This is a genomic window from Streptosporangium fragile (assembly GCF_039534445.1).
GTDB classification, from domain to species: Bacteria; Actinomycetota; Actinomycetes; order Streptosporangiales; family Streptosporangiaceae; genus Streptosporangium; species Streptosporangium fragile.
The window spans coordinates 96,020-111,050 of sequence record NZ_BAAAVI010000026.1; the positions used below are offsets into that span (position 1 = coordinate 96,020).

Below are 15,031 nucleotides of genomic sequence, written 5' to 3' on the forward strand. Positions count from 1 at the left end.
GCCACCGGGCCGGCCCACGCGGCCGTCCCGGTGCCGTGCGGGGAGGAGGGGGAAGAGAGGAAGGAAGGGGCATGGGGAAGACCGCGGTGATCGTCGTCGACATGCTGAACCCGTACGACCATGAGGACGCGGAACTGCTGGAGCGCAACGTCGCGAAGATCGTGCGGCCGCTGGCCGGGCTGATCGGACGGGCGCAGGAGCACGAGGACGTCGAGCTGGTCTACGTCAACGACAACCACGGCGACTTCTCGGCGACCCGGGACGACATCGAGGCGCTCGCGCGCAAGGGCAGGCGCCCCGACCTGGTGGAGCCCCTGCTGCCCCCGCCCGGTTGCGCCTTCCTGCCGAAGGTGCGGCACAGCGCCTTCTTCGGCACCTCACTGGAGTACCTCCTGCACCGCGCGGGGGTCGAGACGGTGGTGCTGACCGGGCAGGTGACCGAGCAGTGCGTGCTGTACAGCGCGCTGGACGCCTACGTCCGTCACTTCGCGATCCGGATACCGCGCGACTGCGTCGCGCACATCCACGACGACCTCGGGGACGCGGCGCTGCGGATGATGGAGCGGAACATGGGGGCGGAGATCGTCACCGCGGAGCGGTGCCTCCTCGACGGACGGTGACCGGCTTCCGTTCCGTACGGTGTCGCCGCCCCGGTGCTCCGGGCCGGCGTTCCGCTCCCGGCCCGAGGGACCTCCCCGGTGGGCCGGGAATTCGGTACGGACGGAAACAAAGGTCAAGGCCGCCCGATTTTTCCTCATAAAAGGTATGAACGCCACTGCAGCGGGCACGCGGTCCACAAGCCGATCCGCAAGTCTCAGCCGCTTCCACTCCCATTGGATCGCCATGTCTGTTCAGAACAACGTCATTCCGATCATTCACTGGTCCCGCCGCTCCTCCTGCCTCACGGAGGACCCAGAGCTCTTCTTCCCCGTATCCTCCGAAGGGCCCGGCCGGGAGCAGTACGAGCGGGCCAAAGCCGTCTGCCGCCGCTGTCCGGTCCTCGGCCGCTGCCTGGAATACGCCCTGAGCACCCAGCAGATGTACGGCGTGTGGGGCGGCACCACCCCCGACGAGCGCAGAGCCGCCATCGCGCGCCAGCGACGCCGGGTCAGGTGACCACCCGGCTCCGAGTCCCGTCCATCGCGCCGTCCGCTTCGAGGAGAATCTCGCACAGCCGCGCCGCGTTCCGTTGGGAGCCGTCCCGGCAGCAGTTGTTGAAGAGCACGTGGGTGACCTCGGCGTGCTCCGCGAGCTCACTGATCCTGGCCGCCCAGTGCCGCAGCTCGTCCTCCCGGTAGACGTACCCGAAGCGCTCCTCGATCTTCTTGCTGGTCCACTTCTCCGAGTGCCCGTGCAGGCGCACCACGGCGAGGCCGGAGGTCGCGGCCAGCACCGGCGGGACCGACGACGGGTACCCCTGGGGCATGTCGACCCCCACATAGGGCAGGTCGTGCTCGGCGAGGAAGGCCAGCGTCGCCTCGCGGTTCTTCTCGTCCATCCAGGTGTGGTTGCGGAACTCCACACTGACGCGCATCGGCCGGCAGCGCCGGGCGGCCTCCACGATGCGGCGCCGGTTACCCGCACCGGCCGGGAACCACGGCGGGAACTGCAGCAGGATCGCCCCCAGCTTGCCCGCCTCGTGCAGCGGCACGAGCGCGTCGAGAAACCGGTCCCACACCTCGTCGAGGATCTCCGCGGGCACGTCCTTCGAGTAGAGGCTGCGCCCGGGCGGGGCGCCCAGCCGCTCCCGCAGATCCTTGTACAGGGACTCGGGCCGGGTGGGATGCCCGGTGAGCAGCGAGAACGCCTTGACGTCGAAGGTGAAGTCCGGCGGGGTACGATCCCGCCAGGCCTCCGCCGTGCGCCGCGCGGGCGGGTGGTAGTAGGTGGCGTCCACCTCGACCAGCGGGAACCGCGACGCGTAGAAGGCCAGCCGCGCCGCCGGGGTGGACGCCTCCTTCGGGTACCAGCCCGACTCCAGCAGCGACCGGTCCGTCCACGAGGCCGTGCCCACGAGGATCCTGCTCCGCCCGATGGCGATGCCTGCCTGTGTTGCCGGCGACGCTGCGCGTCGCGGCTCGGACGCTCTGACCCGGTGACTTCCCTCGTCGCTCTGTGTCCATGGCGACGCTGCGCGTCGCGGTTCGGACGCTCTGGTCCGGCTCCTTCCCTCGTCGCTCATCCGCTTCGCTCCTTCGCTCCTCAGTCCAGTCGCCGGCGCGTCCTCACGGCGCTCCTCGGTCCAGTCGCCGGCGCGTCCGAGTGGCGCTTCCTGGTCCGGTGATCGGCGGGCTTTCGGAGCCGGAGCCGGCCGGTGGCGTCGAGTGTGTCGCCCGTACCCGCACGTTGCCGGGGATATCAGCCGACCCCGGCTGAATCATGGCTCCGGCCCGGATCCGTATCGATCTCCCCGGCTGGAACACCTGTCCGGTATGGACGCGGGCCCGGCGCGGAAACAGGGCTGCGGGCAACTCCGGGAGCGTCGCACGCCATGATCGGTAGTGCGGGCCGCTGGAAGACCACGGAATTCGTGCCGGGGCCACGATTCAGCCGGAGCCGACAGCGAAGCCCGCCGATTCGGCACGGCCGCATCGAAGGCCGCCAGCGCTGGGCGGGCCGGGGCCTGGTCGACCCCATGACGTCCGGCGGACCTGCGCCGGGGAGGCGGCTGGGAACCGCTACGACGGGTGTGCCGCGGCGGGGGCAGCCCGTAGGCGACGCCGGTGAGGCGTTCGGACAGCTGCCACGGCCGGTCGGCTGTGACGGTGTCGTCTGCCGGCGTGAGTCCGGTCGGGGTGACTCAGCCTCGAACCCATCGCATGGCGATCCGCTTTCGAGGACAGACTGGAGATGTTCCCGGGCCCTTTGCAAGGGTAGAGCTGCGGTACTGCGCGCGACGGGACAGCGGCGTCTGCCATGCTCGGCGGGACGGGTAAGCACCCTGATGCTCCCGCGCCGGCCTGTCGCCGGACGGCACGTACAGGGGCCCGGGGGTTTGGGGGCGTTGGGGCCCTTCCGGGAGACGACTGAACAGCAGAGGTGTCGAGGTGGGCGTGGGAGTTCGTGAGGAGTCCGCTATGACCATGAATGCATCCGGAGGCGAGGGCACCTTCGCCGATCTGGGGCTCCGATCTGAGCTCCTGGACGTGCTGTCCGCTCTGGGGTACGAAGAGCCCACTCCGATCCAGCGGGAGGCGATCCCCCCGTTGGTGCAGGGGCGTGATCTGCTCGGGCAGGCGGCGACGGGCACGGGGAAGACCGCGGCGTTCGCGTTGCCCGCGCTCCAGCGTATGCCGCACTCCGGTGGCGCCGGGCCTGTGACGCTGGTGCTGGTGCCCACGCGTGAGCTGGCCATTCAGGTCTCGGAGGCGTTCCATCGGTATGGCCGAACCCTGGCCGCCCGCGTCCTGCCGATCTATGGCGGGGCGCCCATCGGCCGGCAGTTGCAGGCACTCAAGCGCGGAGTGGACGTCGTGGTCGCGACACCGGGACGAGTCCTCGATCACATCGGCCGGGGAACGCTCGACCTGGAGGGGCTGCGCACCGTCGTGCTGGACGAGGCGGACGAGATGCTCGACATGGGGTTCGCCGACGACCTTGAGGAGATTCTCGCGGCGACTCCCGAGGATCGCCAGACCGTGCTGTTCTCCGCGACGCTTCCGCCGCGCATCGACGGGATCGCTCGCCGTCACCTGCGCGACCCGGTTCGGATAGAGATGGGGCATGCGGCGGCGGAGGGGCGCGAGGCGACGCCGTTGGTGGAGCAGAGCGCGTACCTGGTGGCCAGGGCGCACAAACCGGCGGCACTCGGCCGCCTTCTCGACATCGAGGCGCCGACCGCTGCGATCATCTTCTGCCGTACTCGTGACGAGGTCGACCAGCTCACGGAAGCCATGAACGGGCGCGGCCATCGTGCCGAGGCGCTGCACGGCGGGATGGAGCAGGAGCAACGCGATCGAGTGATGTCGCGGCTGCGGGCCGGGACCGCCGACCTGCTCGTCGCGACCGACGTGGCCGCGCGGGGCCTCGACATCGAACATCTCACGCACGTCGTCAACTACAACGTCCCGTCCGCGCCCGAGGCGTACGTGCACCGCATCGGCAGGGTGGGCCGCGCCGGCCGCGAAGGAGTGGCTCTGACCCTGGTGGAGCCGCGCGAGCACCGCATGCTCAAGGCGATAGAGCGGGTGACCAACCAGCGGATCCGGGTGGAGCGGCTGCCGACCGTCGCCGACCTGCGGGCGCGCCGCATGGAGCTGACCCGTGCCGCGCTGGAGGAATGCCTCCTGCAGGATGACCTGGAGCCGTTCCATGCCGTGGTCGAGTCGCTCACCGATGAGTTCGATCTCATGGAAGTGGCGCTCGCCGCGGTCAAACTGGCGCACGAGTCCGGTGGGGCCGCACTCGACGATCAGGAGATCCCCGAGGCGGCCCCGCGCACCGTGGAGAAGCGACGCGGGCAGCGGGAGGCCACCTCCCATGGCGAGCAATACACTCGCGCCCCGGCGGGTGGAATGGCACGCCTGTTCTTCAACCTGGGACGCAACGCGGGAGTCCGGCCGCAGGACCTGGTCGGCGCGATAGCCGGCGAGTCGGGCCTGAGCGGGCGAGACATCGGCGAGATCGAGATCGCCGACCGGTTCTCGCTGGTGGAGGTGCCGCAAGCCGCGGCCGACGAGGTGATCGCCGCCCTCCGGCGAACCACGATCAAGGGAAGGAGGCCGACCGTCCGCCGTGACCGTGGCACGCGCAGCAGGCGAACACGATGATGAGATGGCCATGCCGCGCCTCTTCGTCTGGGCGGGTCTGCTCATGGACACCCCTCCGGGCCGAACCCCTGACCCAAGGCGTCCGTCAACCGGATCAAGCTCAGGTGGCCCGGATGCCCGCCAGGTCCTCCAGGCCGGGGACGGGCGGGATGACGGGTGACGAGCCGGTGGCGATGACGATGTGATCGGCGCCGTAGCGGACGCCGCTCACCTCCACGACACCTGGTCCGGCGAGCCGGCCGGTGCCGCGCAGCAGGTCGATGCCGTTGTCGGCCAGCCACCGCTCCTGGCCCGCGTCGGAGTAGTCGGACACCATGAAGTCCCGCCAGGCCAGGGCGCGCTCGGCATCGACCTCTGCTCCGCCAGTCACGCCATCGGGTCCACACTGGTGTTCCCGGCCATCGCTTTCCTCTCCTTCGATTTTGATGTCGCAATCACGAAGGATCACGCGATGGCCGTTCTCATGTCCGGCACCACGCTTGCCGGCTGGAGAAACTCTTACGCCACTTCCGTGGGCGCGACCTCGACGACCTCGCGGCGGGGGCACCGGTTCCGGCTGGTGCCCCCGCCGCGAGGTGTTTCCGGCGATGCCGTCCGGCCGCTTCCCGACCCTGTCGCTACGGCCGTTTCCCGACGCCCGTGGCCAGCTCGCCGAGGCGGGCGGGCCCTCCGGCGCGGGGCGAGAGCGGTGGGGTCTCCATGCCCTCGGCGCCGCGTAGGCCCTCGAACAGCTCCCGCATCGCCTCGACCGCGGTGCGACGCGGTTCCCAGCCCAGCTCGGTGCGGGCGCGGTCGGTGTTCATCACCGGCATCCTGAGCACCAGGTCCACCAGGTAGGGCGAGGCGGGGACCAGGCGCATGCGCCAGGCGGCGGCGACGGTGCTCCTGAGCGTCCACGCGGAGACGGGCAGCAGCCGGGCGTCCAGCAACTCGGCCAGGACCGAAGGTGTGATCACGGGGTCGGCGGCGATGTTGAAGGCGCCGGACACCGGCCGGGTGACCGCCATGCGGAAGGCCTCACCCGCGTCCGCGCTGTGCACCGCCTGGAACGTGAGCCCCGGGGTGTCGGGGACGAAGGGGATCAGGCTGGGCCGCACCAGCCGCTGGGGCACGAACGGCCCGCCGAACAGCCGTCGCTGCTCCGTCGCCGACTCCCGCTTGAAGATGAAACCGGGCCGCATCCGGACGACCCTGGTGCCGGGGTGGTCGCGTTCGAACACGTCGAGCACCCGCTCGACGTAGGCCTTCTCCCGGCCGTAGGAGGCGCCCGGCCAGCCGTGGGTGGGCCAGTCCTCGGTGACCGGGTGGTCCTTGGGCCCGGAGGAGTAGGCGCCCACCGACGAGGAGTACACGAGCGTGGGCACGCCCGCCCGCGCGGCGGCCTCGAAGACCCGTACGCTGCCGATCACGTTGGCCCGCCAGGTCGTCACCGGGTCGCGGGTGGGCTGGAACAGCCATGCCAGGTGGATGACCGCGTCGGCCCCGGCGAAGTGCGGCGACAGGTCGCTGGTGACGACGTCCGCGGTGCGCCAGCCGGTCTTGGGCGGGTGCCAGTCCGGCTGCCTGCGGGCCAGGCCCAGGATGGATGTGACGTTCTGATCGGCCGCGAGGGCGGACACCACGCTGGTGCCCACGTTGCCGGTCGCGCCGACGACTACTACGCGCATGCCTACCGCCTGCCCAGCCGAAGACCGGTGAACCGCCCGGTGCCTCGGTTTTGCCGTACGGTGAAGCACGGCGGGCCTTCAGGACGGGTCACTCACGGCGGGGGCGGATCGGGCCGTTCGGGACGGGTCGCTCACGGCGGGGGCGGATCGGGCCGTTCGGAACGGGGCCGGGCCGCTCAGGGCGGGCAGTGGGTCCGCAGCCAGGCGATCCCGTGGTCGGCGACCTCGTCGATGTGCCCCGCCATGCTGTGGTCGGCTCCGTGGATGGTCAGCAGGCGCGACTCGACGGAGAGGTATCTCATCCCGCGGGCCGCCTGCTCGGCGATCATGAGCTCCTCGGGGTCGTGCGGCGCGTCCCCGTACATCAGCAGCACCGGGCGGTCGACCGCGGAGAGGATCTCCTGCGGGTCTCCGGTGGCGAAGTCGTCCAGGCTCTGCTGGGTGAGCAGGTGGAAGGCGCGCGGGCCGCCGGCGGGCTTGCGCCCGCGGCCCCGCGTGCGGATGCCCGCCAGGACGTCGGCGGGCAGGTGCTTGGACCAGTCGTAGTAGACCGGCGCGGTGCGGGCGCCGGTCAGCACCATCGCGGACACCCGGGGGTCGCGGGCGCGCAGCGAGACCGACCCGCCCTTGCTGTGGCCGTGCAGGGCGATGCGCCGGAAGCCCCAGGCCTCGACCTGGTCCAGCACCGCCCGCAGGTCGTCGATCCGGCGCCGGTCGGTGATCGGCGCGTTGCCGCTGGCGCCGCAGCCGGAGAAGTCGAACCTCAGCGTGGAGTAGCCGGCCTCGACGTAGCGGGCGGAGAGACGGTCGAAGCGGCCCTGCGCGTGCTTGTCGGACAGGAACCCGTGGGCGAACACGACGATCGCCTCGGGGTTGTCCCCCTCGCGGATCGCGGCCAGCCGTACCCCGTGCGCGCCGGTCAGCGCGATCTCGGCCGCGTTCATGGCCGTCCGTGCAGGACGAGGGGCTGCTCGCGGCGGTCGAGCGCCTGCACCCACTTGACGGCGACCGCCGCCACCTGGATCAGCTCGGTCCGCAGGGTGTCCGGGTCGTCCTCGGCGAAGGACTCCAGCACCTCTTCGAGGAGGATGTGCCGCCAGGTGAGACGGCCCTCGCGCGCCGCCTCGGCGGTCTCCTCCTTGCCCCGGTCGGCGGCGGCCGTACGGTCCGCTCCGGTGCCATCTGGTATGTCCTGGATGCCCCATCTGGCGTCCTGGGCCGCTCGTTCGGCGGCGACGTCGGCCAGCACCTTGGCCAGCGAGCCCGGTACCCCGTAGTCACCGTCGGACGTCATGGGCGCTCCTCTCCTCGATCGCACAGGCCGTACGGTAGTCCGGACGGCCGACGAGTGATCAAGGGACTCCCCGGCCGGCCCTTTCACGGTGACATGATTTTCCGCGTCGCGCGACCCCGTCCGGCCGGCTCCGCCGTGTCGCGGGCGGCGGCCGGAAACCGGTGGCCGGTCGACGGCCGGACATGTCACCGTATGACGGTGTCCGATCTCAGCAAGACGTCCGATCTCAGCAGAGCGTCCGGTCTCAGCAGGACGTCCGGCCCCGGCGTGCCGCCCCGCTCGGTCGAGACGGCCGTCGCCGCCGAGCGCGGGGAGCGGCCGCCGCGCTACCTGTTCTTCTGGGGGAACCGGCCGCCGCGCGGCGGCGGCGCCGGGACCGGGTGCCTCAGCCAGTGGTGGGAGGCCGCCTTCACCGACGGCGGGCACGTCTTCGCCACGGCCGAGCACTACATGATGGCGCACAAGGCGTGGCTGTTCGGCGACCGCGAGACCGCCGGCAGGATCCTCGCCGCCGGTCACCCCGGCGAGGCCAAGAAACTGGGCCGCGAGGTCCGTGGCTTCGACGAGGCCGTGTGGGCGGAGCACCGCTACGGCATCGTGGTGCGCGGCAACGTCGCCAAGTTCGGCGCCCACCCGGACCTGCGGGAGTTCCTGCTCGGCACCCGCGACCGGGTCCTCGTCGAGGCCAGCCCGTACGACCGCGTCTGGGGCATCGGGCTGGCCGCCGACGACGCGCGGGCGGCCTCCGCCGCCACCTGGCGGGGCCTGAACCTGCTCGGCTTCGCCCTCATGGACGCCCGCGACACCCTCGCCGCGGGCGCCGGCGTCCTCCCCTCCGGCTCCGGCGGCTGACTCCGGCCCGCCCCGGGACGGTTCGCGCTCCGATCCACCTACCAGTGGATCGCAAGACCCGGTCCGTAGCGTGCCGCCATGAGTTCGAATTCACGGACGCGGACGTCCGCCCGTGTCCTCCTCGTCCTGGGGGTTCTGGCGGTCTCGGCCGCCGTGGTCGGCGCCGCCGGGAACTACACGGCCCTCGACAAGCCGGTCCCGTTGATCGCGGTGGCGGCGGTTCTGATCGCCCGTGCCGGATGGCTCGTCCTCGGCCCGGATTCCCGGGGGCTCGCCGTCGCGCTCACCGTCGTGCTCGCGATGATCTGGGCGGCCGTGTCGGTGGGCGCCCTGCTGTCCTCCCGCGGCACGGACAAGGTGATACCCGGTCCGGCCGGTACGGGCCTGACACTGCGGTTCCAGTACGAGCACTGGGACTGGTTCGCGCCCTGGTTCCTGGTGGTTCGCAAGGACGACGGATGGCTGACGCGCGAGTGGGACGTGGAGGGGTGCCGGGGGCGGAAAGTCGCCGCGATCCCCGAAGTGACCTGGACCGATCCCGCACGCCCGAGTCTGGACGGCCAGGTCCTCCTCCTGGACCCCGAGACCGGCCGGCCGAGTGATCCGGACTTCTCCTGCTGACCGGGTCCGCCGGCCGGGACGGTTCGCGCTCCGATCCACCTACCAGTGGATCGCAAGACCGGGTGCGTAGCGTGCCGCCATGAGTTCGAATTCACGGACGCGGATGGCAGGTGTCCTCTTCGTCCTGGCGCTTCTCGCGGTGGCGGCCGCCCTGATCGGTGCCATCGGGAACTACGCGGTCCTCGACCGGCCGGTCCTGCTGGGCACGCTGGCCGCGAGCCTGGTCATCGTCTCCGGGGGGCTCGCCTTCGGCGGAGGAACCCGTGGGCCCGTCATCGCGATCGGGATGATCTGGACGACGGTGGCGTTGGTCGGCTACGTGAACACCTGGCAGGTGTACGCCCGGATCCCCGGCCCCGCAGGCAGCGGCCTGGAAGTGCGGGTTCTGTACGACGACTGGATCATCCCCGACTGGGCGCTCGTGGTCCGCAAGAACGACGGCCTGCTGACGCGTGAGTGGCCCCTGGTGGAACGTTTCAGCGAAGAACACGACGACGGGCTGCCCAAGGTGACCTGGGTCGATCCCGCGCATGTGCGCCTGGACGACCGGCCGGGCGATGAGAGGTCGCTCTGGGGCGGCCGGACGGTCGTCCTGGACCCCGGGACCGGGCAGCCGCTCGACCCGGCCCACCCTCTGCACCGCTGATGAGCGCCCCGCCGCCCCGCCGCCCCGGCGCCGCCGGGTGACCGTCCGCTCGGCGCCGGTCCGGGCTCCCCGGGCCGAGTCGTCGCGGGCGGCCTCCCGACCGGCTCCCGGCGGACGGAGCCGCCGGCGGGCGGCCCCCCACGGGGAGGTCTCCTACCGGGAGGCGTCCTTGCGGGCGGTGTCGTCGCGGGCGGGGGCACCCGCGCCGGGGGAGGGCCAGGGGTTGGGGCGGCAGCCGTACAGGGACTTGGTCTGCTGCAGCATCACCGGTGCCCGCCTGCCGGGGCCGGGGCAGGGGACGTGGCCGTGGCCGAGCCCGTGGCCGACCTCGTGGTTGATGACGTACTCCCGGTAGGAGGCCACGTCACGGCCGTACCCTTGCGTGCCCTCGTTCCAGCGCATCGCGTTGATGACCGCGCGCCCGCGGTTCCAGCACGAGAGGACACCGAGCGTCTGCATGGGCAGGCAGTGCCGGTCGGCCGTCCCGGGGCTCGACAGCGAGACCCGGATCTTCACCGGGCCGCGCGAGACGCGTTTGAAACGGTACTTCCACCCCCGGGGATCGTTGAGGATCCGGTGCACCTCGTCGGCGAACTCCTCGGTGTCGAACGGCAGCCCGCGTTCGACCTCGACGATGTACCGGATCACCGTGCCCTTCTTCTTGCTGCGCGGGGGTGGCGGGTCCTCGCCCCGCGCGACGGCGTAGCGGCCCGTGGCGGACGGGGGCACCTTCACCCTCAGCGGCTGCTGCCGCCCGTTGGCCAGCAGCAGCGGGCGCTCGGAGGGGTTGGCGCCGGAGGGGCGGGTGGAGCCCGTGGGCTCCGGGCTCTCCGACGGGACCGGCGGCGGGGTGGGCGTCACCGAGACCTCGGGCAGGGCGGCCACCTGGGGTGTCCGCGTGCCCGGGGACGGGTCGAGAGAGCCGCTCAGCAGGGTGGCGACGCCGACCGTGAAGGTGGCTGCGACACTGAAGGCAAGAAACCACAGAACGGGCTTACGGTCATGTCTTTGGTTGGTGCTGAGCATAGGCCGTAAACCTTATTACCCCGTCGCCGCATTTGATCGGATAGGGGAGTATCTGATCATACGGCAGCGCGGTGACAGGGGATTGACAGCTTTGCCATGGATCGTGTCGCAGTCCGATCCGAATCCATGGAGGCAGCCATGCCGCAGTCCCGCGGCCCACACCCGTGCCCGCCCAGGTCCGCCGGGGACCCGCCGGTCCCGGCCGCACCGCCGGCGCCGGGCGCCGATCGTCCCGACCGGCTTCGGGAAGGAGATCACATGACCACGGACGAGTTCGCGGACCGTGTCTTCCGGTCCGCGCTGGGCGCCCTGGAGACGTTCTCGATTCACCTGGGGGACCGGCTGGGCTGGTACCGGGCACTGGCCGAGCACGGTCCCGCCGACGCCGCCGAGCTGACCGCCCGCGCCGGCGGCCACGAGCGGTACGCCCGCGAGTGGCTGGAGCAGCAGGCCGCCTGCGGGATCCTCACCGTCGGCGAGGACGGCCGCTTCGCCCTGCCCGGCGCGGCGGCCGAGGTGCTGACCGACGAGTCCAGCCTCGCCTACCTGGCGCCGCTGGCCCGCATGCTCACCGGCGCCGCGGCGCAGATGCCCGCGCTGGTGCAGGCATACCGGACGGGCGGCGGCGTCGGCTGGTCCACGTTCGGCGCGGACGTGCGCGAGTCGCAGGCCGACATGAACCGGCCCTGGTTCGAGCGTGCCCTCCCGGCGGCCCTGGCGAGCGTCGACGACCTCGACGCCCTGCTCCGGCGGCCCGGTGCCCGCGTCGTCGACGTCGGCTGCGGTGGGGGCTGGTCCACCATCTCACTGGCCAGGACCTACCCGCGGGCGACCGTCGAGGGCATCGACATCGACCGGCCCTCGATCGAGCTGGCCGAGCGCAACGCCAAGGAGGCGGGGGTGGGGGTGACCTTCCGTCACGGTGACGCCGACTCGCTCCGGGAGAACGCCTACGACGCCGTCTTCGCCTTCGAGTGCCTCCACGACATGCCCCGGCCGGTGGACACGCTGGCCGCGGCCCGGCGGGCGCTCAGTCCCGGCGGGCAGGTCGTCGTCATGGACGAGGCCGCCGCCGAGACCTTCGGCGCGCCGGCCGACGACACCGAGCGGCTGCTCTACGGGTTCAGCCTGCTCATCTGCCTGCCCGACGGCCTGGCCCACCGGCCCTCGGCCGGCACCGGCACCGTGATGCGCCCCGCCACCCTGCGCCGCTACGCCGTCGAGGCCGGGTTCCGCGACGTCGAGACCCTGCCGATCGAGGACTTCGGCTTCTGGCGCTTCTACCGGCTGCTGCCGTAGACGACGCGCGTCCCGGCCCGCCGTCCCCGGCGGGCCGGGGTTCGCCGCCACTGGGGACCGGCCGGGGCCGGGGCACGCCGATGGCGGCCACCGCGCGGCGGCCGCCATCGCGTGCGCGTACGGGTCTACGCGTGCGGGCAGGTGTCCCGGTACTCGGAGATGTCCGGGTCGAACTGCGGGGCGGGACACAGGAACTGCTCGTAGCGGGTGTCGTCGTCGATGAACCGCTTGAGCCAGGAGACGCTGTACTTGGCGATCGTCGTGTTGGAGAGGTTGGGCGCGAAGTGGCTGGCGCCGTCGAGCTCCAGGTACGCCTTCTCCGACGAGGCCGGGATGCTGTTGTAGAACGGCTTGGAGTGCGTGGTCACCGAGGCGATCGAGTCGTTCTCGGCGCCGATGATCATCGTCGGGACCCGCACGCCCGACCAGGTCTTGGTCAGGTTCCACGGGGTCAGCGGGATCGCGGCCTGCAGCTGCGGCCGGTCGACGGAGGCCTCCAGCGTGCCGCCGCCGCCCATCGAGTGGCCCATCACGCCGAGCCTGCTGCCGTCGACGCGGTTGGCGACCGAGCTTCTCTGCACCAGGTAGTCGAGCGCGGCCAGCAGCTGGCGCCCGCGGCTGGCGGGCTGGTCGGAACGGGTGATGGTGTCGATGTTGAAGACCACGAAGCCGTGGGAGGCCAGCCGCTCGGCCAGCCAGGCCATGCTGGACTTGCTCGCGGTGTAGCCCGGGGCGATGGCGACCCCGCCGAACGTGCCCGCGCTGGTGGTCGTCGGGTAGTAGATCGTCCCTCCGCCGAAGCCGGTCACGAGGAGCGAGGAGACCTCGGTGTCGGCGACCGCGAACGGCCCCCGGACGGCCTCGATGAGGGCCTCGGTCGGGTTGGGGCCGCGCTCGTAGGGGTTCGCGGCGGCCTGGGTGGCGGAGGCCGGCACCCCGCCGGTGCCGAGCAGGGTGAAGGCCAGGGTCAGCGTGGCGACCACCGTCGCCCGGCGGGAACGCCTGGACGCGGGAGCCTGGGGGGTGGTTCGGTACGGCTGCACGTTGCTGTACTCCGTTCCTGGGGGGAGGAACCACGGTTCCCGCGGGGAGGGGAACCACAGCGATACGGCGTCGGCGCTGACAGCCGTTCGGCGCGTGCTCGTCCGCCGACGGATGCGGCGGGCGGACGCCGGTGGCGCCCCGCGGCCCCGGGGTTCTGACAGCGACAACTTTCTCGTTGTCAGCCCCTGGCGCGCATCGGTGAAATCACCGGTCCGCCGGTGGCGCGGTGAGTCAGGACATCAGGCGGACCAGCTCCACCCGGGAACGGATGCCGAGCCTGGTGAAGATGTTCCTCAGGTGGTGCTCGACGGTCCGCGGGCTCAGGAAGAGCCGGGCCGCAACCTCCCGGTTGGTGGCGCCGTCGGCGACGATCCGCGCGATCTCGTACTGCTGCGGGGTCAGTTTCCCGGCGGCGTCCGGGCGCGGCGCGCGGACGGGCTCCCCGGCCGCGCGCAGCTCGGCGCGGGCCTGGCCGGCCCAGAGCCGCGCGCCGGACCGCTCGAACGTCTCCAGCGCGCTGTGCAGGTGCTCCCTGGCCGCGCCGGGACGGCGGTTCCTGCGCAGCGCGCTGCCGAACAGCAGCTGGGTGCGGGCCGTCTCGAACTCGCAGAAGCCCAGGTGGTGCAGGTCGAGTGCGGCGGCGAAACGCTCCTCGGCCTCGCCGGGGGCGGCCAGCAGCGCGTGGCAGCGCTCGGCCAGCGCGCGCCGGTCGGGGCTGCGGGTGCTGCCCGCCCAGTCGTCGAGCACCCGCAGCGCCGCGCGGGCGCGGTCCCGATCGCCGGTACGTACCGCCGCCTCGACGAAGTGGGGGGTCGCCATCACCCGCACGACCAGGTGCCCGTTGGTCCCGTCGGCCCTGGTCGTGGCCCGCAACCGCTTGGCCGCGTCGGCGTGCCGCCCCGCCGCGAGGTCGGCCTGGGCCAGCGCCCAGTTGCCGACCGCCCCGGCGAGGCCCAGGCCGTGGGCGCCGGCCAGCTCGATGGCGCCCGTCGCCCTGATCCGGCACGCCTCCTCGTCGCCCTCGACCGCCGAGGTGAGGGCGAGCCACGCCAGGTGCTGCCCGGCGCTGTTGAGCCGGCCGGACTCCCGGGCCAGCCGGAGCCCCTCGACGGCGTTGGCGGTGGCCGAGGCGTACCGGCCCATCCAGATCTCCGCCTGGATCATCAGCTCCAGCACCTGCGGCACCGTGGCGAGCGCCCCCCGGGCCCGCGCGGTCTGCACGGCGCGTGCCGACAGCCGCAGCGCCCGCGCGTCGTCACCCAGCAGCAGGCTGGCCACACCCGCCCACACCAGCACCGACGGGTCACGCACCGAGGGGGCGAGCTCCAGCACCCGGCGGAGCGGCCCGGCCGCCTCCCGGTGCCGGCCGCGGAAGGTCGCCGCCGTACCGGCCAGGTACTCGAACATCAGCTGGGTGGCCGCGGGGTCGTCCGGGCGGCGCAGCGCGGCGGCCCGCCGCGCTATGGCCAGGAACCGGTGGTCGTCGCCGGCCAGGTAGCTGGCCTCCCCGGCGCGGATGAGCACGCGCACGGCCTTGACCCGGTCCCGGCCGAGCAGTGCCTCGGCCGCGGCGAGCAGACCCTCGCCGGCGCTGTCGGTCTTCCCGCTGCGCAGCTCCAGGCTGCCGCGGACGAGCTCCGCCCGGCCCCGCACCTCCTCCGGGACCGTCACCGAGTGCAGGCGGGCGAGCAGCGCGCGGGCACGCCACGGCAGCCCGGCGTGCCACGCGTGGTCGGCGGCGGCGGCCAGCCGCGCGGCCCGCGCGTCGTCGCGCGCGGTGAGCTCGGCCGCCCGCTCGAAGGCGAGGTACGGC

Annotated in this window: 15 protein-coding genes; 7 read left to right on the top strand and 8 right to left on the bottom strand. The window is 72.4% G+C overall.

All coding sequences use genetic code 11. The annotated features are described in order from the left end of the window. The first annotated feature begins 71 nt into the window (after positions 1 to 71). Both ABD841_RS19280 and ABD841_RS19285 read left to right on the top strand, forming a co-directional pair. Entirely contained in the window at positions 72 to 620 is a 549-nt protein-coding gene (locus ABD841_RS19280) for a cysteine hydrolase family protein (RefSeq protein ID WP_344973331.1), read from the top strand. A gap of 223 nt (positions 621 to 843) precedes the next feature. Further along, positions 844 to 1,116: a WhiB family transcriptional regulator gene (locus ABD841_RS19285; protein ID WP_344973333.1), complete on the top strand. Its 273-nt coding sequence runs from the start codon at positions 844 to 846 to the stop codon at positions 1,114 to 1,116. On the opposite strand, the gene ABD841_RS19290 is transcribed toward ABD841_RS19285, so the two are convergent. Then, the gene (locus tag ABD841_RS19290) at positions 1,109 to 2,014 is read right to left on the bottom strand and encodes a DUF72 domain-containing protein (protein WP_344973335.1); all 906 of its coding nucleotides are present in this window, start codon (positions 2,012 to 2,014) and stop codon (positions 1,109 to 1,111) included. The genes ABD841_RS19285 and ABD841_RS19290 overlap by 8 nt on opposite strands. A gap of 1,063 nt (positions 2,015 to 3,077) precedes the next feature. Between ABD841_RS19290 and ABD841_RS19295 the strand changes: the two genes are divergently transcribed. After that, positions 3,078 to 4,769 carry a DEAD/DEAH box helicase gene (locus ABD841_RS19295; RefSeq protein WP_344973339.1) on the top strand — a complete coding sequence of 564 codons (1,692 nt, stop codon included), beginning with the start codon at positions 3,078 to 3,080 and terminating at the stop codon, positions 4,767 to 4,769. A gap of 100 nt (positions 4,770 to 4,869) precedes the next feature. On the opposite strand, the gene ABD841_RS19300 is transcribed toward ABD841_RS19295, so the two are convergent. The 4 genes from ABD841_RS19300 to ABD841_RS19315 all read right to left on the bottom strand — a co-directional run bounded on the left by ABD841_RS19300 (position 4,870) and on the right by ABD841_RS19315 (position 7,730). Beyond that, complete coding sequence (locus ABD841_RS19300; RefSeq protein ID WP_344973342.1) at positions 4,870 to 5,316, bottom strand: FAD-dependent oxidoreductase; 447 nt, start codon at positions 5,314 to 5,316, stop codon at positions 4,870 to 4,872. A 70-nt stretch (positions 5,317 to 5,386) separates the two neighbouring features. Further along, the gene (locus tag ABD841_RS19305; RefSeq protein WP_344973345.1) at positions 5,387 to 6,436 is read right to left on the bottom strand and encodes an NAD-dependent epimerase/dehydratase family protein; all 1,050 of its coding nucleotides are present in this window, start codon (positions 6,434 to 6,436) and stop codon (positions 5,387 to 5,389) included. Between the two features lie 176 nt (positions 6,437 to 6,612). Beyond that, the gene (locus ABD841_RS19310; protein ID WP_344973349.1) at positions 6,613 to 7,380 is read right to left on the bottom strand and encodes an alpha/beta hydrolase; all 768 of its coding nucleotides are present in this window, start codon (positions 7,378 to 7,380) and stop codon (positions 6,613 to 6,615) included. Further along, on the bottom strand, positions 7,377 to 7,730 hold the full coding sequence (locus ABD841_RS19315; RefSeq protein ID WP_344973352.1) for a hypothetical protein: 354 nt from the start codon (positions 7,728 to 7,730) through the stop codon (positions 7,377 to 7,379). Before ABD841_RS19315 ends, ABD841_RS19310 begins: the two co-directional genes overlap by 4 nt. Before the next feature lie 267 nt (positions 7,731 to 7,997). Here ABD841_RS19315 and ybiA point away from each other — a divergent pair, with 267 nt between their 5' ends. The 3 genes from ybiA to ABD841_RS19330 all read left to right on the top strand — a co-directional run bounded on the left by ybiA (position 7,998) and on the right by ABD841_RS19330 (position 9,849). Beyond that, complete coding sequence (ybiA, locus tag ABD841_RS19320) at positions 7,998 to 8,582, top strand: riboflavin biosynthesis intermediates N-glycosidase (RefSeq protein WP_344973381.1); 585 nt, start codon at positions 7,998 to 8,000, stop codon at positions 8,580 to 8,582. 78 nt (positions 8,583 to 8,660) lie between these two features. Then, positions 8,661 to 9,203: a hypothetical protein gene (locus tag ABD841_RS19325; RefSeq protein WP_344973355.1), complete on the top strand. Its 543-nt coding sequence runs from the start codon at positions 8,661 to 8,663 to the stop codon at positions 9,201 to 9,203. A gap of 79 nt (positions 9,204 to 9,282) precedes the next feature. Beyond that, complete coding sequence (locus tag ABD841_RS19330) at positions 9,283 to 9,849, top strand: hypothetical protein (RefSeq protein ID WP_344973358.1); 567 nt, start codon at positions 9,283 to 9,285, stop codon at positions 9,847 to 9,849. Between the two features lie 153 nt (positions 9,850 to 10,002). On the opposite strand, the gene ABD841_RS19335 is transcribed toward ABD841_RS19330, so the two are convergent. Then, on the bottom strand, positions 10,003 to 10,875 hold the full coding sequence (locus ABD841_RS19335; protein ID WP_344973361.1) for a DUF3152 domain-containing protein: 873 nt from the start codon (positions 10,873 to 10,875) through the stop codon (positions 10,003 to 10,005). 258 nt (positions 10,876 to 11,133) lie between these two features. On the opposite strand from ABD841_RS19335, the gene ABD841_RS19340 reads away from it, so the two are divergent. Continuing rightward, complete coding sequence (locus ABD841_RS19340; protein ID WP_344973363.1) at positions 11,134 to 12,174, top strand: class I SAM-dependent methyltransferase; 1,041 nt, start codon at positions 11,134 to 11,136, stop codon at positions 12,172 to 12,174. 125 nt (positions 12,175 to 12,299) lie between these two features. Here ABD841_RS19340 and bdeA read toward each other — a convergent pair whose 3' ends face one another. Both bdeA and ABD841_RS19350 read right to left on the bottom strand, forming a co-directional pair. Continuing rightward, positions 12,300 to 13,217: a bis(hydroxyethyl) terephthalate hydrolase gene (gene bdeA, locus ABD841_RS19345; protein WP_425582005.1), complete on the bottom strand. Its 918-nt coding sequence runs from the start codon at positions 13,215 to 13,217 to the stop codon at positions 12,300 to 12,302. 232 nt (positions 13,218 to 13,449) lie between these two features. Further along, positions 13,450 to 15,031, bottom strand: a 1,582-nt coding sequence (locus tag ABD841_RS19350) for a LuxR C-terminal-related transcriptional regulator (RefSeq protein WP_344973366.1), incomplete at its 5' end; no start/stop codon positions are given.

What these genes read in the sequence shown, in the direction of transcription:
- ABD841_RS19280 (WP_344973331.1), top strand. Translation starts at nt 72, where the DNA reads ATGGGGAAGACCGCGGTGATCGTCGTCGACATGCTGAACCCGTACGAC.
- ABD841_RS19285 (WP_344973333.1), top strand. Translation starts at nt 844, where the DNA reads ATGTCTGTTCAGAACAACGTCATTCCGATCATTCACTGGTCCCGCCGC.
- ABD841_RS19295 (WP_344973339.1), top strand. Translation starts at nt 3,078, where the DNA reads ATGACCATGAATGCATCCGGAGGCGAGGGCACCTTCGCCGATCTGGGG.
- ABD841_RS19305 (WP_344973345.1), bottom strand. Translation starts at nt 6,436, where the DNA reads ATGCGCGTAGTAGTCGTCGGCGCGACCGGCAACGTGGGCACCAGCGTG.
- ABD841_RS19310 (WP_344973349.1), bottom strand. Translation starts at nt 7,380, where the DNA reads ATGAACGCGGCCGAGATCGCGCTGACCGGCGCGCACGGGGTACGGCTG.
- ABD841_RS19315 (WP_344973352.1), bottom strand. Translation starts at nt 7,730, where the DNA reads ATGACGTCCGACGGTGACTACGGGGTACCGGGCTCGCTGGCCAAGGTG.
- ABD841_RS19325 (WP_344973355.1), top strand. Translation starts at nt 8,661, where the DNA reads ATGAGTTCGAATTCACGGACGCGGACGTCCGCCCGTGTCCTCCTCGTC.
- ABD841_RS19330 (WP_344973358.1), top strand. Translation starts at nt 9,283, where the DNA reads ATGAGTTCGAATTCACGGACGCGGATGGCAGGTGTCCTCTTCGTCCTG.
- ABD841_RS19335 (WP_344973361.1), bottom strand. Translation starts at nt 10,875, where the DNA reads ATGCTCAGCACCAACCAAAGACATGACCGTAAGCCCGTTCTGTGGTTT.
- ABD841_RS19340 (WP_344973363.1), top strand. Translation starts at nt 11,134, where the DNA reads ATGACCACGGACGAGTTCGCGGACCGTGTCTTCCGGTCCGCGCTGGGC.